Origin of the sequence: Rhodoluna lacicola (genome assembly GCF_000699505.1) — a bacterium.
In the GTDB taxonomy this organism is placed as follows: domain Bacteria; phylum Actinomycetota; class Actinomycetes; order Actinomycetales; family Microbacteriaceae; genus Rhodoluna; species Rhodoluna lacicola.
This window is the reverse complement of the sequence record NZ_CP007490.1, coordinates 1,091,548-1,115,057: the sequence shown is the minus strand read 5'-3', so window position 1 is coordinate 1,115,057 and position 23,510 is coordinate 1,091,548. Positions and strand designations below refer to the sequence as shown.

The window sequence follows — 23,510 nt, the reverse complement described above, 5'->3', positions numbered from 1 at the left end:
TAATCACTTTGAATGGGTAGCTCGTTCTAGCTCAGAGGCTAGTTCGCCTCTTAGGGCGTAATCACGCTTTCTTAGAGCTTTCTGAGCATCAGCCCTCGGCCGAACCCGGCCGGGGGCTTTCGCCTAAGATTGAACCCAGAACCAACTGACCGGTATGGAGCAAAATCTTGGCATCAATCATCGATAAAGTCCTGCGCGCTGGCGAAGGACGCCTGCTGGCAAAGCTACGCAACTACGCGACTGCTGTAAATGCCCTTGAAGAGGACTTCAGCAGCCTGTCAGACCAAGAACTGGCTAACGAGACCACTGTCTTGCGTGAGCGCTACGCTGCCGGAGAGAGCCTAGACGACCTGCTGCCTGAGGCTTTTGCGGCTGTTCGCGAAGCTTCAAAACGCACCCTAGGTATGCGTCACTTTGACGTTCAGATCATGGGTGGTGCCGCGCTTCACCTAGGCAACATTGCCGAAATGCGCACCGGTGAAGGTAAGACCCTGGTAGCAACTCTGCCTGCCTACCTAAATGCCATTGCTGGCCGCGGTGTGCACGTTATTACGGTCAACGACTTCTTGGCTAGTTACCAGTCAGATTTGATGGGTCGCGTATTCCGCACCCTGGGCATGACTACCGGTTGCATCATTTCTGGTCAGGACCCAAACGTTCGTCGCGAGCAGTATCTTGCAGACATTACTTATGGAACCAACAATGAGTTTGGTTTTGACTACCTTCGCGACAACATGGCTTGGCAGCAACAGGACATGGTTCAGCGTGGCCACTACTTTGCAATCGTTGACGAGGTTGACTCGATTCTGATTGACGAGGCTCGCACACCGCTGATTATCTCTGGTCCTTCATCGGGAGAGGCAAACCGCTGGTTTGGCGAGTTCGCCAAGATCGCCGAAAAACTACAGCCGGTTATTGACTACGAAGTTGACGAAAAGAAGCGCACGGTTGGAATTCTTGAGCCGGGTATTGCCAAGGTTGAGGATTACCTAGGTATCGGCAACCTTTACGAGTCGGCAAACACCCCGCTGATTTCGTTCTTGAACAACTCAATTCGCGCCAAGGCACTTTTCAAGCGCGACAAAGATTACGTCGTGATGAACGGCGAGGTGCTAATTGTTGACGAACACACCGGCCGCATCTTGGCGGGCCGTCGTTACAACGAGGGTATTCACCAGGCAATCGAGGCAAAAGAAGGCGTTGAGGTTAAGGCTGAGAACCAAACCCTAGCCACCGTAACTCTCCAGAACTACTTCCGTCTTTACAGCAAGCTATCGGGTATGACCGGTACCGCAGAAACAGAAGCGGCCGAGTTCATGTCAACCTACAAGCTTGGTGTGGTTCCAATTCCAACCAACAAACCGATGATCCGCATCGACCAGCCTGATTTGATTTACAAGAACGAAGAAATCAAATTCAACATGGTGGTGCGCGACATTGCAGAGCGCCACAAGTTGGGTCAGCCAGTTTTGGTTGGTACCACCAGCGTCGAGAAGAGCGAATATCTTTCGAAGCTCCTTGCAAAAGAGGGAGTGCGTCACGAGGTTCTTAACGCTAAGAACCACGCACGTGAAGCAGCAATCGTTGCCCAGGCCGGTCGCCTAGGTGCGGTTACCGTTGCCACCAACATGGCTGGCCGTGGTACTGACGTAATGCTTGGTGGAAACGCAGAGTTCCTAACCGTTGAAGCATTGAGCAAACTTGGTTTAGACAAAGACGAAAACCCAGAGGCCTACGAGGCAGCTTGGTCAGAAGAGTTTGCCAAGATTAAAGAAGCCGTTGCCATTGAGGCCGAGAAGGTACTTGAGGTTGGTGGACTTTACGTCTTGGGAACAGAGCGTCACGAGTCTCGCCGCATTGACAACCAGCTTCGCGGTCGTGCCGGTCGCCAGGGTGACAAGGGTGAGTCTAGGTTCTACCTTTCACTAACAGATGACCTAATGCGTCTGTTCAACTCAGGCGCTGCCGCATCGTTGATGAACCGATCATCGGTTCCTGATGACACCGCGATTGAATCAAAGATCGTTAGCCGTGCAATCCAAAGCGCACAGTCACAGGTTGAGGGTCGTAACGCCGAGATTCGTAAAAACGTTTTGAAGTACGACGATGTTCTAAACCGTCAGCGTGAAGCGATTTACAACGATCGCCGTCACATTCTTCAGGGTGATGACATCGCGATGCGCGTTCAGTCTTTCCTAGAGGATGCTATTGACGCAATCGTTGAGGGCCATGTTTCAGACAACGCTGGTAACGACTGGGATCTTGACGCCCTCTGGACAGACCTCAAGGCAATCTACCCAGTTGGCCTAGAGATCAGCGAGGTTCTTGCCGAGGCGGGCAACCGTTCAAAGCTGACCAGGGCCTGGTTGACCCGTGAACTGATTAGCGATGCCAAGCTTGCTTACGCAAAGCGTGAGGCAACTATCGGTGCCGAAGCTCTTCGTGAGCTTGAGCGTCGCGTGGTGCTCTCTGTGGTTGACCGCAAGTGGCGCGATCACCTCTACGAGATGGATTACCTAAAAGAGGGAATCGGTCTTCGTGCAATGGCACAGCGTGACCCGCTAGTTGAATACCAGCGTGAGGGTTATGGCATGTTCCAGCAGATGATGGGTGCCATCAAGGAAGAGTCTGTGGGCTATCTGTTCAACATTGAAGTTGAGGTTGCTCCGTCAGCATCGCCGGTGGACCCATCGAAGTTGACTTACATTGCTCCGAACGAAGACGGCGCGGCTGAGGCACACGGGGCAAATGAGCCTCGTGAGCAAAGCGGCCAGCCAAACCCTAACCAGCAGCAGAAGCCTGCCAATGGTCAGGGTAGCTCGTTCTTTAGGTAAGTAGTTCGCTAGAGCACGCTAACGGCTGTTGCTCGCCAGCGATTGTTGATGCCTTCGAGTCTTATTGTCACTGCACGCGTTCTGCGCTGTGCGTTCAATAAAACCACCGACTCGATAACGCCATCTCTGGGCGAGGTGTTCATCATGTTCCGGATTGAAAAGTTTTGATAGCGCGTTTTCTGGCCGGTGGCATCCCGCAACTGCCTGGCCTCGATGGCGCGTCGGGAGAGTCTTTGATAGACCTCGTCTGAAAGCAGCCGCGCAAGTTGATCGATCTGCCTGGTGCCGGCAATCACCTCGACAACCCCGGTGGCAAGCAGCTGCAGGCTGGCTTCTGGGTTGGGTAATTCCGAGGTTTTGTTGTACTGCGGGCCAAAGTAGTCCTCGGCCTGAACTAGGTTTTTGATGCGCTGTTTCTTTGGTTTTTGCTGTCTTGCTTGGTTATCTGATTCCTTGTTTTCTTCCTTGGAAGACATGATTCCCCCACTCTTTCCCACAGGAAACTTTCCTGAGATTTTTTACGCTAGACCGGTCTATGTCCGGACACAAGAGAATTCTTAAACTTGTGCATAACTTTTGTGCATCGCAAAATCTCAGCAAATAATTTCTGGATGCACATAGAAGATATCTTTGAGGATCTTGAAGCTCAATTTGCAGCGGAGTCAATTCGGAAACTTCGCGATAACTTCACCGATAACGCTCGAGCAATCGAATTAAGAACTGCGTCATTGATGCCCCGCGAATTGATTGCACCAATTATCGGTGTTGATTTTATGGCCGGTCTTGATGCGGTAAACCCGATTTGGCATATCTTTCCGATGCGCACCATTTTTAGAGTGGTCTTTCATTCAGAGGGAGACCCCCAGTTGCCCAAGCTGCGAAATTTTGCACTCGATTTTGCTGGAATACTCAAAACGTTGCCAACCCCATGTTCAATTAGGTGGCGGATTGCCGGGGCCGATGATTTTGTGCGCAGCGGTCAATTGCACAGTGTCACGGCAAATTTACTTTTCATTTACACCGATACCCAGCCGGGAGTAAGCGCATCGCGGCCGATTGCTGTGCCAATAGCTGCGCTCGAACAACTGAGTATTGAATCTGTGGATAATCTCAACGGCGATTTTTAGCATTTAGTTCTCTGGAACCATGGCCAAAGTTAGAAATCTAAAATCACCACACCGGATAAGGTTGCGAAATCTTGTCTTGGCAATTTTGTTGCTTACTTCGTCCGTTCTGGGCGTGAACGCAGTCATTGTCGCCAACAATCAGACCAGCGAATACTTGGTTGCCGGCCGCGACCTGCCAGCCGGGAGCCCCATAGCTCTGGCTGATTCGGCAACCGCTCAAGTAAACCTTGGCATCACGGCTGGAAACTACCTGTCAGTGGGTGACTTGCCAAGCGGCGGCTATTTGCTTGGTCCGGTGCGCAAGGGGCAGCTAATCCCCAAAAGCATGCTGGCCAGCGCCGTGATCGATGAGCGAGTGCCGCTTGTTGTGAGTTCTGCCATGGGTCTCTCGTCCGGATTGATCGCAGGGGCGTCGGTGGATATTTGGGTGACGCCTATCGATGATGAAAATCTGGTTGGCGAACCGTACGCGCTTGTGCTCGGCGCTGAAGTCGCCCGACTGCTCGAGAAAACAGAGATGTTTAACAATTCCGGACCGGATGTAGAGCTGTGGGTTCCGGTTGAAGCTGTGGGTCCGGTTTTGGGAGCAATGTCTTCGGGTTCAAAGCTTTCACTAGTGCTACGACCAACTCTCGCTGATGAGTAGTGACGCTCAGTTAATTACGGTCTGGTCGCCGCTGGGTTCACCTGGCAAGAGTGCGATTGCCTTGAGTATCGCCAGCGAATTAACCGATGCTGGTAAGCGGGTTTTCCTGTTGGATGCCGATACTTATGCCCCCAGTTTGGATGTTTTGCTTGGGCTTCGCGAACACCCCGCGGGCCTGGCTGCCGCCTGTCGGCTAGTTGGCCAGGATCGTTTTGACATGGAACAGCTTGAGCGTTTGAGTACCAAGTTAACGCTTGGCAGCGGCGACCTAACCGTTATGACAGGGCTGAGCTCCGAATCTCGCTGGGCAGAAGTAAGTTCCGAAAAAATTGACGACTTGATAATGGTGGCCAGTAAAGTTTTTGACTTCGTCGTTTTGGATGTTGCCTCACCCCTCAGTGGCGGCGTGGGTGCCCTGGCTAGCTCGGTTGATAGGAACGCTGTAGCCAGGTGGGCAGTAACGTACGCAGATAAGGTAATTGCCGTGTGCGGGGCAGATCCGGTTTCAATCGCTCGATACTTGGCGGCCATGACTCAGGTCGCCGAACTCCAACCCAAAGGTTTGGTTCTCACCGTGGTCAATCGACTTCGCGTCTCAGTTTTAGGTGGATCAGCCAAACAGCAAATTGCCGAGACGCTGTCTAGTTTGGGGCAGATTAGCGTAAGCGGATTCATTCCAGACGACCCAGCAGCGGCAGACCTAGCCATTCGTGAATGTCTACCGATTACCGTGGGCAAGCGATCTTCACAGGCAAGGCTGGCTCTTGCCCTTTTTTGCCGGACCCAGGTGCTTGGTGAGCAAAGCAAACTTCAGGGCAGATTGACCAGGAGGGCAATCGCTAAACTCGGTTAGGTGTCAGTACTTAGCGAGTTAAACAAAGCCCACGGTCGTGCCTCGCACGCCGACATCGAGTGGCTTAACCTATTGCTCGCCGATTGGCAGTTAGTTGCCGACTTGGTCTTTGCCGACCTTGTTCTTTGGTTGCCAACCCCCGATGGCGGTTTTGTCGCCGCCGGTCACGCACGACCATCATCGGCCGCGACAATTTTTTATCGCGACATCAGCGGCGAACCTATTCGCAAAGAATGGGCAGCTCAGGTTAAGCAGGCATTTGAAACCGGACAAACCGTGGACACCAAGGCTCAGGCCGGAGCAGATGGAACCACCACGCGTTTGAGTGCAGTTCCTGTGCGGCGCAAACTTTCTACCAAGTCAGATGAAGTCACTCCAGAACCAATCGCAGTGGTCACACGTCACACAAATCTGACTGAGGTAATCATGCCCAACCGACTGCAGCTGAATTACCTTGGCTGCGGTAATGACCTGCTGGTAATGATTGCCGAGGGAAACTTTCCGGATTTCAGCAACCCAACCGGACCTCGCCGCGGAGCACCGCGCGCTAACGACGGTCTGCTTCGTCTTGATGAAGATGGCGTAGTTTTGTTTGCCAGCCCAAACGGGCTATCGGCTTTCAATCGTTTGGGAATCGTGGGGGAGCTTGAGGGTAAGTCGTTAGCCGAGGCATCTACCCCAATTCTCAAGGGTAAAAATGTTGATGAGTCGCTGCCGCTGGTGCTAACCGGTCGTGCTCCTTGGCGCACCGATATGGAATCGCGCACCGTGGCTCTTACCGTGCGTGCAATTCCACTCAAAGCAGCGGGCAAGCGCGTTGGCGCAATCGTGCTGTGCCGCGATGCAACCGAATTGCGCAAACAGGAGCGCGAGCTGATCACCAAAGACGCAACCATCCGCGAGATTCACCACCGCGTGAAAAACAATTTGCAAACCGTGGCAAGTTTGCTTCGCATTCAATCGCGCCGAAGCCAGAGCGCCGAAGCCAAAGAATCACTCGAACAGGCCATGCGCCGCGTTTCAGCGATTGCCCTGGTGCATGACACCCTTAGTGAAGGTCTAAATCAAGACGTGAACTTCGATGAAGTCTTCGATCGAATCCTGATGCTCGCCACCGAGGTGGCCTCAAGCCTAAACACCTCAATCAAGACTCTGATTGATGGAAAGTTTGGTCAGCTGCGCAGTGAGATTGCCACCCCGCTTGCGGTTGCCTTGACTGAGATCGTGACCAATGCGGTTGAGCATGGTCTTGCTGACAGAAGCGGAGTGGTTGCCGTAAATGCCGAGCGCAAGCAAAAGCAGTTGCTGATTACCGTCTCCGACAATGGCAAGGGACTGACCGACGGCAAGGTTGGTGCCGGCCTTGGTACCCAGATTATTCGCACCCTGATTGAGGGTGAACTTCGCGGCAGCATCCACTGGTCTTCGCCTTCTGAGGGTGGGGCCCGCGTGGCAATATCGGTGCCTTTATAAAAAGAAATCCCACCCGCAAACTGGGGTGGGATTTTCTAATACTTTGGTCTAGCCGGCTCGTCTTGCTCGGGCGTACTTGCGCTTCAGAGACTTCCGCTCGTCTTCGCTTAGACCGCCCCAAACGCCGGTGTCCTGGTTTTCTTTGATTGCATACTCAAGACATTGAGTAGATACACCGCACTCGCGGCAAACGGCCTTGGCCTGTTCGATCTGGTCAACTGCTGGACCTGTGTTACCTACCGGAAAAAATAGTTCCGGATCTTCGGTTAGGCAACGTGATTCGTTTAGCCAATTCATGTCCATATATGACGCTATTCCTTTATGTCGTGTGATGCTTTGACCAATGGTCAAACGAGGTGAAAACGAACCACTAAAAGGTGATTTACGCTAAATAAGCGGTTTTCTTTCCTGTAAAAATCGTGCCACACGGACCCCCGGATGGCAAGACCCAATATTGAGGAAGACATGACTATAAAGCCTGATAAAGCCCCTGCTGGCTTGGTTTTTGCCAGCATTCTGCTCTGGGCTGAAGGTGCGTTTGTGGGCTTCCTGGCCGCCCGATTGGGCCTTGCGTTGCTCTCTGGGGAAACCAGGAGCTTCTTGACCTCCGTGGCTTTATTTGCCCTAGTTACCGCCGCGGCAGCATGGGTAATTTTTGTGGGTTTTTCCTTGCTCCAGCGCAAACGTTGGGCCAGATCGGGCGGTGTTTTTTGGCAACTGGTGCAGCTTGCTGTTGCCACCGGAAGTTTCAGTGGTCAATTCGGCAGTCAAGCAATCGGCTGGAGCCTGATCTTGCCATCGGTGTTGGTGCTTGGATTACTGTTCAGTAAAAAAGTAGTTGCGGCCACAATGGGCAGTGACGACGAACCAGTTTCCGAAGACTAAATGCCAAGCAGTTTTCTCAACATGGCCACGTGACCGGTTGCTTTGACGTTGTAAAGAGCCAGGGTGATCTTGCCCTTATCATCAATCGCAAACGTCGAGCGGATTACACCCTCGTAGGTGCGACCGTACATGGACTTGGTGCCATACGCTCCATAGAGTTTGTGTACCTCAAGGTCTGAATCGCTAAGCAGCGAAAAGTTCAGGTCCTGGTTTTCTTTGAATTTGAGCAACTTCGCTGGCGCATCCGGGCTGATGCCGAGAACTGTGTAGCCAGCCTTTTTGAATGGGTTTAGGTTGTCGTTGAAGTCACAGGCTTCCTTGGTGCAACCAGGGGTAGAGGCTGCAGGGTAGAAATACAGAATGACTTTGTGGCCCTTGTAATCGGCCAGTGAAACCTTCTTGCCGTCTTGATCCAAAACCTTGAAAGCAGGCGCCTTGGCGCCCTCTACTAGCTTGTTTTCTGCGCTCATAAGTCCAATTCTAGACGCCAATTTACGGCCCAGAAAGAGGCTGGGTTTGTGCTAAAGTTTTATCTCGTTGCGCTGTTTCGGCGTGATTCGCGCCTCTAGCTCAATCGGCAGAGCAACTGACTCTTAATCAGTGGGTTCCGGGTTCAAGTCCCGGGGGGCGCACAAGCAAAAGAAAAAGACGCTGACAAGCGTCTTTTTTAGCTTGTGCGCTGAAAATGAGTTCAACCAATTAGCAAAAGAAAAAGACGCTGAGAGGCGTCTTTTTTAGCTTGTGCGCTGAAAATGAGTTCAACGAATTAGCAAAAGAAAAAGACGCTGAGAGGCGTCTTTTTTAGTTTTTGCGGGAATTCGGACTCTAGTTTTCCTTGCCGAACACGGCGTCGACGACCAGGTACAGAAACAGGCTAATTACGGTGATGATTCCAACGGCGCCTAGCCCAAGCAAGACGGTAACTTCGTTGATTGGCAGTTCAAAGTTGCTTTCCATTGGAGCCCTTTCATCTAGTAAATCCATCGTATTGCTTTGGTGGCTAGGAATAAGCACCTCGGCTGGCTAGTTGAGCCAGGTGTGCTGACTCGTATCGAAATCAATCAAGATTCTTCAAAAATAATTGAACAGAATTTTGCTGGGCTACATTCCGGCGGGCCCAAGAGCTCAATCAGGGGCGGTCAGTCAGCGGCGAATCTTGCGCTTCAGAACCTAGACATTCGCCGCTATGCCGACGATCGATCCGAGGTGCTTCCAAAAAATCGTCGTGGGGCAACGGTTTTGTCACCCTACATTCGGCACAATCTCTTGACTCTTCAGCAGGTTTGGGATGCCGTCGAAGGGGCACCGGCAAAGGATCGTGAAAAATACCGCGATGAGTTACTTTGGCAAGAATATGCTCGCCATCTATACGCGCGACTTGGCACCAAATTCTTCGAGAACCTAAGGTTCGAACAAAATCGTGATGGCCAGGGTGACGGCTGGAACTTAGACATGTCCTGCATCAAGATGGTGGTCTCGGAACTCGAAGAGGATGGTTGGTTGGTCAACCAAACCAGAATGTGGCTGGCTTCGCACTGGACTGTTCGCAATGGTGTGGGTTGGTTGCATGGCCAAGAGCGCATGTATCAACATCTGTTGGATGGATCGCGTGCGGCAAACCTACTTGGTTGGCAGTGGACCGTTGGTTCGGCAGGAAAGCCCTATGGTTTTGCACGCTGGCAAGTTGAAAAAAGAGCACCCGGCTTGTGTTTCAAGTGTCCACTAAAGAAGAACTGCCCAATCCAAAATTTTCCGGCTGAAGTTGAGGCACGCAGTGTGCCGCCGATTGATTTGCTCAAGCGTGACCCTAATTTGATTATTACAAGCGGGCCGTCAACGGTAATCACTCGTGACGAACCAAACGAGGTTTTATTGACGATTGATTCCATGGGCGATGCCGACCCTGCTTTGGTTGCCAATCCAGATTTGCCGGTTGTCTTTGTTTTCAATCGGGATGCGCTAGCTAAATTGCAACTATCGGCGAAGCGAATTCACTTTTATTTGGAAACTCTTCAGGATTTATCCGAGCGCCGAAACCTAACTGTTTATCTTGGCGACCCTTACTCATACGCAAGTCAAAATAAGGTTGCCGTGACCTTTGCGCCCGTGCCTAGTTTTGCGAAGTTTGAGAGCCTCGCGCAGTTGCACCCGTTCCCGTGGCTGCGAGAGCCCAAAGATGGCAACATCCAATCGTTCTCTGCCTGGCAAAAAATTCAAAAATAAACTGGACAAATTTTGTCTAGCCCCCCTAGACTAAATACATGAGTTTGCCAGCAAATCTATCTATGGGCGCGGTAACGCTGCGAGTTGAAAATCTTGATCGCATGATTGCCTATTACCGCGACGCCGTTGGCCTGGATCTTATTTCCCAGGTAGCGGGTTCGGCGATTCTTGGCCGCGGCAGCAATCCCGCACTGATCCTTGAGCACTCTCCAGAGATGAAGCACGCCAGCGACAATCAAGCCGGTTTATTTCACACGGCCTTCCTGTTCGATACCAAAGCACAGTTGGCCTACGCGGTTGCATCGGTGGCTGCAAAATATCCGGGGTCATTCACTGGTAGCGCAGATCACCTGGTGAGCGAGGCGTTTTATTTTGACGACCCTGAAAACAACGGCGTAGAACTCTACTGGGATCGCGATCGCACCAACTGGTCTTGGAAGCACGGCCAAATTGAGATGGGTACCTTTGGTTTGGATCCCAACGCCTATCTGCGTGAAAATTTGCCAGCCAGCGTTGATGACAGCGCTTCAAATATCGGTCACGTGCATTTGAGCGTGGGGTCAATTGAGCAGGCGCAAGATTTTTACGTGAACAAACTTGGTTTTGATGTCACTTTGAATTGGGGTGGAACTGCACTTTTTGTTAGCGCCGGGGGATACCACCACCACATGGCTATGAATATTTGGCGAAGTCGCGGTGCCGGTATGCGCCAGCCAACTCTTGGGCTTCGTGATGTCTCAATAATTCTTCCCAACACCGATACGCTCGGCGAGGTTGCCGATCGACTCTCGCACAACAAGGTTGACCTTAGAAACGACGGTCAAACCATTCACCTAGATGACCCTTGGGGAAACCAAGTTAGCCTCAGCGCGGTCCAGTAATTTGGCTAGATAAAGTTTGCGACCGATTCGGCCAGGGCATGCGCTGCCGCATCTAGTTGATCGGCAGTTGTCTCATGAGCCAGGCTAAATCTAATTGCTGTCTGAGCGATCTCCGTTTCAACACCAATAGCTACTAAGACATGTGATGGTTCGTCACTACCTGCAGCGCATGCCGAGCCACTTGAAACAATTACATTTTTGCGCTCTAGTTCCAGCAGGACTGCCTCGCCACTAACTCCTTGCAGTGTGAATGATGCAATGTTGGGCGAACGATTTATTGGGTGACCAGTTAGTTTTGCGCTTGGAACCAGCTGTTGAACTTTTTGGATAAATTCGTCGCGCAGCCTGGCGACCCGCTGTGCCTCTTCATCAACCGGGGCAAGCAATTCCAACGCTGTTGCAATCGCAACTGCCCAGGCTACGTTTTCTGTTCCTGAGCGAAGCCCAGATTCTTGGCCGCCGCCGTGAATCAAGGGCTCGGCCTTAGCGCCAGCACGCAGAATCAGCACACCAGAGCCTTTTGGCGCACCAAACTTGTGGCCTGAAATGCTTAGGGCATCAACTCCAAGCTTCTTAACGTCCAGGTCGATCCAACCTACCGCTTGCACGGCATCGGTGTGAAAAAGCGCGCCTACCTTGTGCGCTTCATTGGTCAGATGAGCAATGTCGTGCACAGTGCCAATCTCGTTATTTGCAATCATTAGCGAAACTAGCGTGGTGTCTGGGCGCAACGCAGTTTCAAAATTTAACACCTGGCCAAATTCATCAAGCTCAAGCCAGCTAATTTCAAAGTCGTGCATGCGCTCAAGAAAATCAAGGGCGGAAAGCACGGCTTCGTGTTCCGTGCGTGCGCTTACGATGTGTTTTCCACGTGGATTGGCTAGAGCCAAACCAATAATTGCCAGGTTGTCGCTCTCGGTGCCTCCGGAGGTAAAGGTGACTTCACTTGCCCGCACATTGAAAAACTTGGCCACTGTTGCGCGAGCTTGTTCCAGTGCCACAGCGGAGCGGTGTCCAAGTTCGTGACTGCTGGACGGATTACCAAAATCACTGGTCAGCCAAGGCCAAGCTGCCTGAAGCGCTTCAGGCTTGACCGGGGTAGTAGCTGCATGGTCTAGGTAAATCATGTCTAGGTAAATCATGTCTAAATTCATTATCTGTTTGTGACTTAGTCGATTTTGATATCTAGGCCAAGATCTAAAGCGCGTGCGCTGTGGGTTAGAGCACCAACAGAGATCACATCAACACCGGTCTTGGCAATCTCGCCAACCGTATCCAAATTCACGCCACCTGAGGCCTCAACAACGCACTTGCCGTTGATTAACTCAACACCTTTTTTTAGGTCTTCCACATTGAAGTTATCCAGCATGATGATGTCAACACCAGCTGCCAGCACCGCAGGAATTTGTTCAAGCCTGTCGACTTCAACTTCAAGTTTTATTCCAGCGGGTAGTTCGCCTCGAACCCTGCGCAATTCGGTGGTTAGGTCTTTGCCGCCCCTGGTAAGAACCGCCAGGTGGTTATCTTTGGCCATCACCTGATCGCTGAGTGAGAATCGGTGATTGCGCCCGCCGCCGTCAAATACAGCTTGTCGCTCGAATGCCCGAAGGTTAGGTGTGGTCTTTCGGGTGTCAAGAATTGCGGCCTTGGTGCCGGCAACCTTTGCAACGTATTGGGCGGTTAGTGTTGCGATTCCGCTCATTCGTTGAACAAAATTCAAACCAATTCTTTCAGCGGTCAAGACAGCTCTGGCTGGTCCGGTAATTACAGCCAGTTGCTGACCCTTTTCAAATTTTTCGCCGTCGTTGATTTTCATTTCAACCTTGATGCTTGGATTCGTCAATTGAAATGCGGCGATAAAAACCTGGGCGCCACTGAAGGTGCCCGGCTCGCGCGCTGCCAGTTCGGCAACCGCGGTGGCATCAGCCGGAATTAGGTGTTCAGAAGTCACGTCTCCGTTGGGGGCATCTTCTAAAAGCGCAGCACCCACGACCTTGTTGATTAGTTCAGTGGTCAACATCATTTTTTCTTTCGAACAATAGTGATTGGCTTTGCCATGTTTGGATCGGTGACCGGATAGTCGAGACGATAGTGGCCACCGCGTGATTCTTGGCGAGCCAGCGCAGCGGCGGTAACCGCTCTAGATAGCAGCAACAGGTTGGCGTCTTCCCAGTCGGTAAACAGGCGGTTCTCAATATTTGCCGAGCGCCACTGCTGCAATTCGCCTTGGGTGGAAACAAGTTCTTCGCGAGTTCGGGCCAAGCCAACCTTGTCCCACATCAGGGTTTGCAATTCAACACGGTCAACCACTCGCAAATCTTTTTGAGGAGCACGATCCGATTCGTCCTCTAGCTCAACAATGCTCAGCAATCCGCTTTCTTTCCAACGCACCGATGCCGCCTGGTCTGGCCAAGTTTCTTCGAGCACCTGAACCGCGCGACGAGAAAAAACAATTGATTCCAATAGTGAATTTGAGGCCAAACGATTTGCACCGTGTGCACCGTTGCAACCTGCCTCACCAACTGCAAACAAACCCTTTACCGAAGTTCGCCCCCAGGTGTCACTGGCGATTCCACCCATCCAGTAGTGCGCGGCCGGCGTTACCGGAATTGGGTTCTTGCCCCAGTCCAAACCGTAAGACCTGGTGGTTTTGCTAATGCTTGGGAATCGCTGGTTTAGAAAGTCTGCGCCAAGCGCGGTTGCGTCTAGCAACACCGGTTGGCCGCCCTGTGAAATCATTTCGGCCTGAATACCTCGAGCTACAACATCTCTGGGGGCAAGTTCGGCAAGTGGGTGAATCTTCTGCATGAAGCGTTCACCCTTGTTGTTAATCAAAACCGCACCATCGCCGCGAACGGCTTCAGAGATCAAAAATGATCCCGGCACTGCAAGCGCGGTTGGGTGGAATTGATAGAACTCAACATCGGCAAGTTCGGCGCCCGCGCGGAAGGCGGCAGCCACACCATCGCCGGTGGTCACGCTTGGGTTCGTGGTGTGACGGTAAAGCTGACCGGCGCCACCGCTAGCGATAATTACCGCATCTGCTTCAACGAAATGTTTGCCCGAAGAATCCAGCAACCAAACACCGATAACCGCGCCATCCTTAATTTCAAAATCAACCACAAATGTGTATTCGTGAATTTCGGCAGCAGTTTCGCGAAGGGTTTGGACCAGGGCGCGACTGATGTCAGCCCCGGTGGTGTCTCCACCCGCGTGCAAAATACGTGGGTGCGAATGAGCAGCTTCTAATCCCAAGGCGTACTTAGCGCCCTGCTTATCAAAGTCCACACCAAAACGAATTAGATCATTGATTCGATCCGGACCCTCCTTGCAGAGCACCTCAACGGCAGGTTCGTAGCAATAATCGGCGCCGGCTGAAAGTGTGTCTGCAATGTGTTCTGCAACCGAGTCCTCATCGGTGGTTACTGCCGCGATTCCACCCTGGGCGTAGTGGGTGTTGCTCTCGGCCAGATTTGATTTAGTTACCAGAACGACCTCGTGGGTACGACTGGCTTCAACCGCTGCAATTAGGCCAGCGACACCACTTCCAATAACTACAAGTTTTTTCATTAGAGAGGCTTTGCCGCCAACATGCGCTCAAGTGCGATTGCCGCCGTGCTGCTAACTTTTTCATCAACACGAATTTGATTTACCACTTCGCCGGCCACCAAGCGCTCCAGAACCCAGGCAAGGTAGCCAGGGTGAATGCGATACATGGTTGAGCAAGGGCAGACCACCGGATCCAGACAGAAAATTTTGTGCTGCGGATACTGAGCAGCCAGACGCTGAACCATGTTTACCTCTGTTCCAATTGCAAAGGTTGTTGGCTCGGTCGCAGCGGCAACCGCTTTGCGAATGAAATCGGTTGAACCGTACTCATCGGCTGCATCCACAACATCCATCGGACATTCCGGGTGCACAATCACACGCACTCCCGGGAACTCAGCGCGTGCTTTTTCAATCTGGCCAACGTTGAAGCGCTTGTGCACAGAGCAGAATCCGTTCCAAAGAATGACCTTTGAATCCATTAGCTGCTCGGCAGTGTTGCCACCGAGTTCCTTGCGACCGTGCCACAGTGGCATCTCCTCAAGGGACACTCCCATTGCTTTTGCAGTGTTGCGTCCCAAGTGTTGATCAGGGAAGAACAGCACGCGCTGGCCACGCTCGAACGCCCACTTCAAAACAATCTCGGCATTAGAAGAGGTGCAAACGATGCCGCCGTTCTCACCGCAGAATCCCTTAAGGGCGGCCGATGAATTCATGTAGGTCACTGGAATAACTGGCATCTTGCCTTCGGCATCGGGTTCGCTGCCAAATAGCTCAGTGAGTTCCTCCCAGCATTGAGTCACCGAGTCAATGTCGGCCATGTCTGCCATGGAGCAGCCCGCGGCGAGGTTAGGAAGAATTACGGCTTGATTTTCAGCCGAGAGAATATCGGCGGTCTCTGCCATGAAGTGCACGCCGCAAAAAACAATTGCTTCGGCTTCTGGGTGTGCCTTCGCCGCATTCGCCAATTGGAAAGAGTCGCCCAGATAGTCAGCGTGCTGCACAATCTCATCGCGCTGATAGAAGTGACCAAGAATTACGACTTTGTCGCCAAGAGTTTCCTTTGCCGCCCGAATCCGCTCGTGCAACTCTTCATCGGTTGCGCTCTTATATTCATTGGGCAGTGCACCCTGCTTCGGAGAATTGGTTGGAATCACATCTTCGCTTGATGCGCCTGGACCATAGGCCACTGGGCCGCCATCAAATTCCCACGGGCCCTTGGCAAGCGAAGGGCTGCAAGTTGAGTCCTTTGACTTTCCCGTGACAATAAGTTGAATGCGTTCGTTGACCGATGCTGTGGTCATTTCTGTTCTCCTGTTTGTATGGCTGGGTTTTGTGTTGCAAGCGGGCCCTGGTCGGCAAGTTCCACCGATGCGTCGTATCGGTAGAGTTGCGGCGGTCGGTGTTTGGTTCCTTCAAGGCGTTCACCGGTGGCAACCACGGCACCATTGGCCGCCACCATTCGGCGGAAGTTTGCCGGGTCGAGTTCACGACCAAGCACAGCCTCATAAACTTCACGAAGCTGAGCAAGCGTAAATCTTTCACCAAGAAAACCATGGGCTAGTCGGCTGTACTCCAATTTGTTTCTTAGTCGCCAAAGTGCGTACTCAACAATCAGGTTGTGATCGAAAGCCAGTTTTGGAAGTTCGTCGGCCCAGAACCAGGCAACGTTTTCGCTTTCGATTGCTTCGGCTGCTTCGTCGCTACCAACCAGTGCCCAGTAAACAATCGAGACAACGCGATCCAAAACATTGCTGCCGGGGGAGCGATCCAAATTTCCAAACGCATAAAGCTGCTCCAGGTATCGGGGTTGCAGCGCGGTGGTCTCGAAAAGGTTGCGCGCAGCGGCCGCGCTTAGATCTTCAGTGATATTTAAGGGTCCACCAGGAAGAGCCCACAGGCCGTCGAACGGTTTACGAATTCTTTTTACCAGGGCCAGGGCAAGTTTCATTTCGCCGGTCGGGCAAGTGCGCAGCGTAAATATCACAGTGGATACGGCAAGTGCCGGTGCAGTTGCACCGTTGCTGCTTGGAGCCATCTCTTGCCTAGCTGCGCCGTGGTTTTCGGCTAGTAAAAGTCATAATGACTTTATCTACTGACATCTTAGTGTCAGATTGACTTTAAGGGCAAATTTTGGTTTGCAGGTTACTCGAACGCTGCGCTGTTGCGGGCCGCGTGTCTCAGCACAGCTTCCCCCACGCTCAATCCTCGCCGATGTCTTCGTTCCAAAGCGCATCATTGGCGGCGATGAAGTCTGCCATCACCTTGATTAGTCCGGGGTCGTTCATCACGTGAACCTCGGCGCCGTGCTCGGCCACCCAATCTTGGCCACCCATGAAGTTCTTATCGTCGCCAACCAGCACGCGGCCGATGCCAAACTGGCGAATCAGGCCAGAGCAGTACCAACAGGGCGAGAGGCTGGTGGCCAAAGTGAGCTTGCGGTACGAGCGTTGACGACCCGCGTTTCTAAATGCGCTGGTTTCGCCGTGCATCGAGGCATCGCCCTCTTGAACTCGCAAGTTGTGTCCGCTGCCCAGCAGTCTGCCAGCTTCATCAAAAAGTGCAGCACCGATAGGAATGCCGCCCTCTGCCAAGCCAAGGTGAGCCTCGGCAATGGCTACAGACAGTTTTTCTTCATCGGTGGCGAACACATCACCCTTTTTGAAATTAATTGCTGCTGAAATCATTGCCGAGGCCTCTCGTTATTTCTTAATGACTATTTTTTGTTTGTTGCTTTGTAGATCACGTAGTAGATCGCTGCTGCCAGCACGAAGCCAACCGCGGCGGTCCAGTCACCGTTCTCAGGGCCAGGTCCGGTTAGGGCACCATAGAACTGGACGGTAGGCATCTCAGCTTTCGCAAAGAGAGACACTGAAACAACTGTGGCAATCACAAATGCGATCGGGCCACCAATGCTTCGGTGCTTTGCACCCTCGGTGATTAACTTGTCAATGTCTTGACCCTTGCGAAGCAATCTGTCGACGACAAGAATCGAAACCCAAGGAGCCAACCAGTATCCAACTGTTAGTAGGAATAGCTCAAAGATAAAGCGGAAGTTGTCTTCAACTGCAAAGTAAGAGATTCCGCCACCCAGAACACCGGCAATGACCACCATGATTGCGCGACGAGTCTTGAAGCCAAGCCTCACACCGGCTGCAATGAATGACATTGTTCCTGAGTAGATGTTTAGAACGTTTGCAGAAACAGAACCAACGGCGATACCCAACAGGGTTAGTACGGCCAACCACGATGGCAGTGCCGCGGCAAATACTGAGGTTGGTAGACCTTCGCCCACAACACCGCTCCAGGCGATAGCGCCCACAGACATTAGCAATGTGGTTGCTGTGAAGTTACCCAAACCTGCTGCCAGGCCAACTGCACGAGGCGAGGTGTTTGCTGGTAGGTAGCGAGTGAAGTCAGCGGCGAATGCAGTCCAGCCCTGGGTGTAGCCGTAAGCCAAAGCAACACCAACTGAGAATGCGCCCCACTTGAAGTCTGCGGTTGGGTTTACGTCGTACTTACCCTGAGAGATGATGATCACTGCAACGATTGCGAAAACTACTACTAGGTAGAAAAACGCGTAGCGCTCAAATTTCTGGATGAAGTTGTGACCAATGAAAGCCGCTATTACCTGAACCAAGATGATGATGGTTACAGAAGCTGCAACTGGCAAATTGGTTAGTGAGGTCAATGCGAAAGCACCAGAGGTGGTGTTAACCGCAAACCAACCAATACCCGCAACGAGTGTTGACGTTGCCGCCGGAAGAATGTTTCCGCGAAGACCAAATGCGCTTCGGCTAATCACCATCTGCGGCACACCGTGACGTGGGCCCCAGCTACTGAACCAACCGTGGGTGACCGCTGCAATTGCGTTTCCTAGGGTCACGGCAAGGATTGCCTGCCAAACGTTTAGACCTGCGAATACTGCAAGTGCACCAATAAAGATGGTTGCAAATTCTAGGTTTGGGGACGACCAGACGGTGAACAGGTGCCACGCCTTGCCGTGACGCTCGCCCGCTGGAATTGGGGCGATGTCGTTAGTTTCAATTGAGGTTGCCTTTGCAGAGCCTGTGTTATTTTGTGCCATGGCACGAATCTAGTGGCGTGAATACTGGCAAGCGGGCAGTTTCGTTAACTTAGTAGCGTGTTTTATAAATATTTTTCAAAACTCTAAATCGGCGCTTTAGGGTCTGAAAATATCCTTCAATGTAACCTTTAGACATATGGCCTTTCAGGACGAATTACTAGCCCCGCTGATTGAAGATGAGGCATCCCTGATTTCTATGCTGGCCGAAAATTTTGACCAAAGAAATATCGAAGTGATCAAAACGGTGGTTGAAATATCTGATCTGCCCACCATCGCGCGACTAGAAAACGTGGGTTTCCAAACCGGTCGTGAATTTTCAAAAGGCAAACACCGATATCTGCGCATGAGTTGTGATCGTTATGACTACGTGCGGCTCATGGCCGAAACAAAAATGGCTGAGCACCTGGATATGAACGAGTGGAGTTTTGCTTTTGACAGTGCAAAACGTAGAGCGGGTTTATGCAATTACACCGACAAGGTAATTTCTATCTCGCGATACATGGTTGACATTCACAACATGGAAGAAACTCTTCAAGTTGTACTCCATGAAATTGCCCACGCGCTCGCTGGTAAAAATGCTGGCCACACCAAGAAGTGGCTGCAAGTTGCAAAATCAATTGGATACAAGAATGAGCAATTCACTGGCACTGAGATTGCTGTTGAGACAGCAACCTGGATTGGAATTTGCCCTACCGGTCATCGTCACTACAGGTACCGCAAACCATCCAGAATGCTCAGCTGTGCAATCTGCAGCCCAGGCTTTGATGCCAGAAATTTAATTCGTTGGCGCCATAGAGATGAAGTGCTACCTGTCTATGGAAGTTAGATCACCAAAAGCGTGACGATGGTTCCGGCTAAAAAGTTCAACCAAATAAATTTCTTCCAACCGGAATTTGCCAGCGTGCAGGTGGCATCGGTGATGTTCCAAAAAGGCGCCAAGATAAATAAGTAGGGAAGTGCGGCGAGGGATGTGAGTGAATACGGCCATTCCAATCCCAACAGCAGCAATGCGGCGGTTACGTAAGCTGCCATAGAAACCCGTACTGTTGCCCTTGCTCCAATCACAGTTGCGATTGAAGAAATGCCACCTTCGCGATCGGCGCGAACATCTTGCACCGCGCCAAATGCATGAGAGGCAACGCCCCAAAGCACAAATGCAAGAATCGCGATGATTATTTGGCTTTGCGCAAAATTAACCTCTGCAAGTGCCAAGCCAAAAATCATGGGCCCTACAAAATGAAGACTCGAGGTGATTGAATCCAAAAACGGTTTTTCTTTGAAGCGCAATCCCTTGGCGCTGTAGGCAATCACCATGAATAGACAAAGGTAAAGCCAACTGGTTGAGCCGGACGTGCCAACCAAGGTCAGGTAGGCCACAAAAGGTACACAGCTTAAGACGGCAGCTCTGATGGTTAAGGCGTGCCACTTTGGGTCTAACAGTGCCCCTTCGATTCCGCCTTTGCGGGGATTACGCAGATCGCTTTCGTAATCAAAAACATCATTAATTCCATACATCAAAAGGTTGTAGGGGATCAGGAAAAAGAGGACGCCTATCCACAGATTTATTCCGGTGTCTCCGCTGGCAAGCCAATAGGCCAGCCCAAAAGGGTAGGCGGTGTTGATCCAAGAAATTGGACGCGAGGACCAGAAAAGTTGTTTTAGCGCTTCCACGAGGTTCCCTTAGATAAAGCCATGATGATCGAGATCAACAGCGGGGCTGCCAGGGAGTAGGCAAAGTCTTCAATCGGTGCAAAACCAATTTTGATTCCAGAGATTAAATTCTCGTCATAGGCCACGATTCCGGTGCCCACAATGACGTTGTCGAAAATTGCAGTGAGAACTAGCAGGACTCCAGTGGCACCGGCGATAGCACGCCATGGGAGTTGCTTGCGAAGAATAAACCCAACGACAATCACAGCGCCAAGAAAAATTGAATTCAGCGCCAGATACGTCACTTGCGTTTTTCCATTCGTGTGAATGCCTTGAGTAAAAGCAGTGACGAATAGCTGAGCAGAATCAAGAAAAATAATTCTTCAAGTGGTAATTCGTGGGCAAGGAGGATGCCGGTTAGGTGAGTGGCATCGCCGCGAAAGAAGATGCCTGAAGCTATTCCAGCTAGGTCCCAGGTCAGAAAGAAAACTACGGGGATCAAAATCAGCCAGATGTATTTTTTAGACTTTGCAATTGCTAACCCGTGACGAAAATCCAAAGCGGCAAGCCCGGCGATTGAAACCAAAAGCGAGGCAAGATAGATCAGGCTCACTTGAGCCCCTTCCATCCGTTCTCGCCAACCGGCTTAATCTCGTTCTTCAATGGCCCAGCGGAGCGGTCATTAACTAGACGCTTGTAAACCAATTCAGCACCAATCAAACACATTGGTAGACCAATGCCTGGAATGCTGTGGTGACCGGCGTAGTAGAGTCCCTTAACTTTTTTACTCTTGTTGGTGGGTCTAAAAAACGCGCTCTGCATCAGAGTGTGCGCCATACCCAGTGCAGTTCCTGACCAGGCGTTCAAATCTTCGGCAAAATCTCTTGGGCCCATCGATCGGCGAACCACTATTCGCTCGGCAAGATCTGGAATTTCACACCACTCCGAAATCTGCTCAATGATTCGATCAGCCGCCGCCTCAAATTCTGGGTCACCGCTTCCGTTGATTCCGCCACGTCCCAGTTCTGGATCCGCGGCAATTGGCACAAGGACAAAAATATTTTCATAGCCCTCTGGAGCAACCGATGGGTCGGTGACACTAGGGGTGCAAATGTAGAGCGATGCAGGACTAGGAATCTTGCTGGTCACGCCTGATTTCTTTTTCTGTGCAGGAGTGCGGAACACTTCTTCAAAGTTCTTCGCCCAGTCCTCTGTGTAAAGCAGAGTGTGGTGATCCAGCTGCGGCACGCGCCCCTTTACACCTAGGTAAAGCAACATTGCTGACGGCCCAGGAACCTTGTTCTCCCACCATTTTTCAGGCAGGGTCTGATCCTCGGGGTTTAGTAACTGGGTTTCTATGTGGTGCAGGTCTGCGTTTCCAACAACAACATCGGCTGGGTAATAAACATCGCCCGCAAAAACGCCAACGGCCTTGCCATTCTTGGTTTCAATTTTTGTGACACGTGAATTGGTGTGTACTACTGCACCGTGCTGCTTGGCGAGTCGCTCAATCGCTTCAATAAGGGTGTAGAAACCACCCATCGGATAAAAAACTCCCACATTCATATCAACGTGAGTCATCAAGTGGTACATGCTTGGGGTGTCATAGGGAGACGCGCCTAAAAACACTGCCGGAAAATCTAGAATCTTGCGAAGTCGAGCATCTTTTACGTGCTTCCCCGCAAAGGTATCTAACGGGGTGACCAGGTGCTTTAGGAATCGAGCGAGCCTAGCCAGCACCTCTGGTTGAATAAATGACTTTGCATTCTGAAAGTTTGTGTAAAGAAAGTGCTTAATAGAGAGTTTGTAGGTGTCTTCAGCGGAGTCGATGTAATCCTGAAGGCGGGCACCGGCTCCCGGTTCGATTGAGTCAAATAGTTTTTTATTGTCTTCAAGATTTTTTCTGATCACCAGTTTTTCGGCATAACCCTCGTTTCGAGTTTGGTAGGCAGGGTCCAACTGAACCAGGTTGAGTTCTTTTGCGGCAGTGGTGCCCATTAGTTTGAAGAACTGATCAAAGGCATCTGGCATCAAATACCAAGACGGACCCATGTCAAACTTGAAACCGTCTTTTTCCCAAAGGTAGGCGCGGCCGCCAACTTTTTCGCGTGCCTCGAGCACGGTGACCTTCATTCCAGCTTTAGCTAAAATTCCTGCAGTCGCGAGGCCCGCGATTCCTCCTCCGATGACAACAGCAGTTTTCTGGCTCACTTAGGGGACACTCCAAACATCGCTTTTAGAAGGATAAAAATCTTCTGCGGGTCAGAAACGCGAATGCGCTTCTTAATTAGTTCATTTGCCGGGGTGCCAGCAACCTTGTTGTTTAGCGCCTCAAAGAACATCAACGCCGCGCCAACTGCCCGTTTTGAACTGGATGGCAACTTTGCAAGTGCAACCTTTGATGTGTTCAAGTCATTCCTGATGTCATCTACCAGTCGATCGCGCTCGGAATTATTGAAATTCTCAACCCTAATCAAAGGAAAGTAGGAACGACCTAGTTTGTCGAAGTCTGCTGAAAGGTCGCGAAGAAAGTTGATTTTTTGAAATGCGGCGCCAAGTGCCCTTGCGCCAGCCACAAATTCGGCCTTCTCCTCATCGCGAACCGAGATGCGGCTCAGGAATACCTGCAGGCACATTAGGCCAACGACCTCGGCAGAACCATAGATGTAGGCCTCGAAGCTGCGCTTATCGTGCACCCGCTGGAAAAGGTCGGTGCGCATTGAATGAAAGAAAGGCTGAATCAGGTCACGCTTGATTCCGGCTTCACGGGCGGTGTAGGCAAATGCGTGCACTACAAGATTGGTACTGAATCCGCATTCAACAGCGCGGTAGGTTTCCTGCTCAAACTTGTCGAGCATTGAGTGTGGGTCAACCCCAATTGCCCCTGATAACGCCTCGGCCGCTGCTCCGTCCACAATTTCGTCAGCCACTCTAACCAGGGCATAAATATTACGAACGTGGTGCCGGTCTTCTTTACCCAACAATTTGGTAGCCCAGCCAAAAGAGGTTGAGTATTTATCAATTACCACAGCTGATGAGGCTTCAGCCGCCTGGGTATAAAGGGCCAGGCCAGATTTCTTCTTTGAGTTAGGGGAGCTCACGGTTTCTAGATTACCCGCCCAAAGTTGCGGGAAAATCCCGATACCGTCGCGGAATTTTTTGCCCGCTACGCTGATTTCTACTCTTACTGATTAACTCTGCACCACCGCAAATTAGGAGCCATGCATGAAGAAGGAAGCAAATTCCGTCTGGGACATTGTTGGAGCAGCATTTTTGGCAATGGCAATCCCAATTTTTATTGCGGT

Annotated in this window: 25 protein-coding genes and 1 tRNA gene; 10 read left to right on the top strand and 16 right to left on the bottom strand. The window is 51.5% G+C overall.

Features of this window, described 5'->3' with window-relative positions; all coding sequences use genetic code 11:
• Positions 1 to 167: 167 nt before the first annotated feature.
• Positions 168 to 2,834, top strand: a complete 2,667-nt coding sequence (gene secA, locus RHOLA_RS05515) for a preprotein translocase subunit SecA (protein WP_038503000.1) — start codon at positions 168 to 170, stop codon at positions 2,832 to 2,834.
• 8 nt (positions 2,835 to 2,842) lie between these two features.
• Here secA and RHOLA_RS05510 read toward each other — a convergent pair whose 3' ends face one another.
• The gene (locus RHOLA_RS05510) at positions 2,843 to 3,310 is read right to left on the bottom strand and encodes an Rv3235 family protein (protein WP_051636318.1); all 468 of its coding nucleotides are present in this window, start codon (positions 3,308 to 3,310) and stop codon (positions 2,843 to 2,845) included.
• Between the two features lie 102 nt (positions 3,311 to 3,412).
• Between RHOLA_RS05510 and RHOLA_RS05505 the strand changes: the two genes are divergently transcribed.
• The 4 genes from RHOLA_RS05505 to RHOLA_RS05490 all read left to right on the top strand — a co-directional run bounded on the left by RHOLA_RS05505 (position 3,413) and on the right by RHOLA_RS05490 (position 6,933).
• Positions 3,413 to 3,961 (top strand): hypothetical protein, encoded by a 549-nt coding sequence (locus tag RHOLA_RS05505; RefSeq protein ID WP_038502997.1) that lies wholly within the window; start codon positions 3,413 to 3,415, stop codon positions 3,959 to 3,961.
• 76 nt (positions 3,962 to 4,037) lie between these two features.
• Positions 4,038 to 4,607: an SAF domain-containing protein gene (locus RHOLA_RS05500; RefSeq protein ID WP_144239028.1), complete on the top strand. Its 570-nt coding sequence runs from the start codon at positions 4,038 to 4,040 to the stop codon at positions 4,605 to 4,607.
• Positions 4,600 to 5,460, top strand: coding sequence for a CpaE/TadZ family protein (locus RHOLA_RS05495; protein ID WP_051636317.1), 861 nt, complete (start codon positions 4,600 to 4,602; stop codon positions 5,458 to 5,460). Before RHOLA_RS05500 ends, RHOLA_RS05495 begins: the two co-directional genes overlap by 8 nt.
• A complete protein-coding gene (locus tag RHOLA_RS05490) occupies positions 5,461 to 6,933 on the top strand; it encodes a sensor histidine kinase (protein WP_038502993.1) in 1,473 nt (490 codons plus the stop codon).
• 48 nt (positions 6,934 to 6,981) lie between these two features.
• Here the strand turns inward: RHOLA_RS05490 and RHOLA_RS05485 are convergent, their stop codons facing one another.
• Complete coding sequence (locus RHOLA_RS05485; protein ID WP_038504091.1) at positions 6,982 to 7,230, bottom strand: WhiB family transcriptional regulator; 249 nt, start codon at positions 7,228 to 7,230, stop codon at positions 6,982 to 6,984.
• Between the two features lie 168 nt (positions 7,231 to 7,398).
• On the opposite strand from RHOLA_RS05485, the gene RHOLA_RS05480 reads away from it, so the two are divergent.
• Positions 7,399 to 7,818 carry a hypothetical protein gene (locus RHOLA_RS05480; protein WP_051636316.1) on the top strand — a complete coding sequence of 140 codons (420 nt, stop codon included), beginning with the start codon at positions 7,399 to 7,401 and terminating at the stop codon, positions 7,816 to 7,818.
• Here the strand turns inward: RHOLA_RS05480 and bcp are convergent.
• Positions 7,815 to 8,288 (bottom strand): thioredoxin-dependent thiol peroxidase, encoded by a 474-nt coding sequence (gene bcp, locus RHOLA_RS05475; protein WP_038502990.1) that lies wholly within the window; start codon positions 8,286 to 8,288, stop codon positions 7,815 to 7,817. The two genes, RHOLA_RS05480 and bcp, sit on opposite strands and share 4 nt — an antisense overlap.
• 89 nt (positions 8,289 to 8,377) lie before the next feature.
• Here bcp and RHOLA_RS05470 point away from each other — a divergent pair.
• Positions 8,378 to 8,450: transfer RNA gene (locus tag RHOLA_RS05470), tRNA-Lys, on the top strand.
• A 193-nt stretch (positions 8,451 to 8,643) separates the two neighbouring features.
• Here RHOLA_RS05470 and RHOLA_RS07485 read toward each other — a convergent pair.
• Positions 8,644 to 8,775 carry a hypothetical protein gene (locus RHOLA_RS07485; protein ID WP_265101186.1) on the bottom strand — a complete coding sequence of 44 codons (132 nt, stop codon included), beginning with the start codon at positions 8,773 to 8,775 and terminating at the stop codon, positions 8,644 to 8,646.
• Positions 8,776 to 8,814: 39 nt separating this feature from the next.
• Between RHOLA_RS07485 and RHOLA_RS05465 the strand changes: the two genes are divergently transcribed.
• On the top strand, positions 8,815 to 10,041 hold the full coding sequence (locus tag RHOLA_RS05465; RefSeq protein ID WP_227818773.1) for an FAD-binding domain-containing protein: 1,227 nt from the start codon (positions 8,815 to 8,817) through the stop codon (positions 10,039 to 10,041).
• Between the two features lie 38 nt (positions 10,042 to 10,079).
• Entirely contained in the window at positions 10,080 to 10,922 is an 843-nt protein-coding gene (locus RHOLA_RS05460; protein ID WP_038502988.1) for a VOC family protein, read from the top strand.
• Positions 10,923 to 10,927: 5 nt separating this feature from the next.
• Here the strand turns inward: RHOLA_RS05460 and RHOLA_RS05455 are convergent, their stop codons facing one another.
• The 7 genes from RHOLA_RS05455 to RHOLA_RS05425 form a co-directional block, all read right to left on the bottom strand.
• A complete protein-coding gene (locus RHOLA_RS05455) occupies positions 10,928 to 12,076 on the bottom strand; it encodes a cysteine desulfurase family protein (protein WP_338050484.1) in 1,149 nt (382 codons plus the stop codon).
• 14 nt (positions 12,077 to 12,090) lie between these two features.
• A complete protein-coding gene (gene nadC, locus RHOLA_RS05450; protein WP_038502985.1) occupies positions 12,091 to 12,942 on the bottom strand; it encodes a carboxylating nicotinate-nucleotide diphosphorylase in 852 nt (283 codons plus the stop codon).
• Positions 12,942 to 14,492 (bottom strand): L-aspartate oxidase, encoded by a 1,551-nt coding sequence (gene nadB / locus RHOLA_RS05445; RefSeq protein WP_051636315.1) that lies wholly within the window; start codon positions 14,490 to 14,492, stop codon positions 12,942 to 12,944. The genes nadC and nadB overlap by 1 nt, the downstream gene beginning before the upstream one ends.
• Positions 14,492 to 15,772, bottom strand: coding sequence for a quinolinate synthase NadA (gene nadA, locus RHOLA_RS05440; protein WP_038502982.1), 1,281 nt, complete (start codon positions 15,770 to 15,772; stop codon positions 14,492 to 14,494). The genes nadB and nadA overlap by 1 nt, the downstream gene beginning before the upstream one ends.
• On the bottom strand, positions 15,769 to 16,506 hold the full coding sequence (locus RHOLA_RS05435) for an NUDIX hydrolase (protein WP_038502980.1): 738 nt from the start codon (positions 16,504 to 16,506) through the stop codon (positions 15,769 to 15,771). The genes nadA and RHOLA_RS05435 overlap by 4 nt, the downstream gene beginning before the upstream one ends.
• A gap of 163 nt (positions 16,507 to 16,669) precedes the next feature.
• Entirely contained in the window at positions 16,670 to 17,155 is a 486-nt protein-coding gene (locus RHOLA_RS05430; protein WP_051636314.1) for a nucleoside deaminase, read from the bottom strand.
• Between the two features lie 29 nt (positions 17,156 to 17,184).
• Entirely contained in the window at positions 17,185 to 18,555 is a 1,371-nt protein-coding gene (locus tag RHOLA_RS05425; RefSeq protein ID WP_038502978.1) for a purine-cytosine permease family protein, read from the bottom strand.
• 136 nt (positions 18,556 to 18,691) lie between these two features.
• Between RHOLA_RS05425 and RHOLA_RS05420 the strand changes: the two genes are divergently transcribed.
• A complete protein-coding gene (locus RHOLA_RS05420; RefSeq protein WP_227818772.1) occupies positions 18,692 to 19,381 on the top strand; it encodes a SprT-like domain-containing protein in 690 nt (229 codons plus the stop codon).
• Here RHOLA_RS05420 and RHOLA_RS05415 read toward each other — a convergent pair.
• From RHOLA_RS05415 to RHOLA_RS07450, 5 genes are read right to left on the bottom strand one after another with little or no spacing between them, the layout of a single operon-like run.
• Positions 19,378 to 20,226 carry a prenyltransferase gene (locus RHOLA_RS05415; RefSeq protein WP_038502976.1) on the bottom strand — a complete coding sequence of 283 codons (849 nt, stop codon included), beginning with the start codon at positions 20,224 to 20,226 and terminating at the stop codon, positions 19,378 to 19,380. The genes RHOLA_RS05420 and RHOLA_RS05415 overlap by 4 nt on opposite strands.
• On the bottom strand, positions 20,214 to 20,510 hold the full coding sequence (locus RHOLA_RS05410; RefSeq protein ID WP_038502971.1) for a lycopene cyclase domain-containing protein: 297 nt from the start codon (positions 20,508 to 20,510) through the stop codon (positions 20,214 to 20,216). Before RHOLA_RS05410 ends, RHOLA_RS05415 begins: the two co-directional genes overlap by 13 nt.
• Positions 20,507 to 20,818: a lycopene cyclase domain-containing protein gene (locus tag RHOLA_RS05405; protein WP_227818771.1), complete on the bottom strand. Its 312-nt coding sequence runs from the start codon at positions 20,816 to 20,818 to the stop codon at positions 20,507 to 20,509. The genes RHOLA_RS05410 and RHOLA_RS05405 overlap by 4 nt, the downstream gene beginning before the upstream one ends.
• Entirely contained in the window at positions 20,815 to 22,416 is a 1,602-nt protein-coding gene (gene crtI, locus RHOLA_RS07455) for a phytoene desaturase family protein (RefSeq protein WP_038502966.1), read from the bottom strand. Before crtI ends, RHOLA_RS05405 begins: the two co-directional genes overlap by 4 nt.
• A complete protein-coding gene (locus RHOLA_RS07450) occupies positions 22,413 to 23,306 on the bottom strand; it encodes a phytoene/squalene synthase family protein (protein ID WP_038502965.1) in 894 nt (297 codons plus the stop codon). The genes crtI and RHOLA_RS07450 overlap by 4 nt, the downstream gene beginning before the upstream one ends.
• Positions 23,307 to 23,510 lie beyond the last annotated feature (204 nt).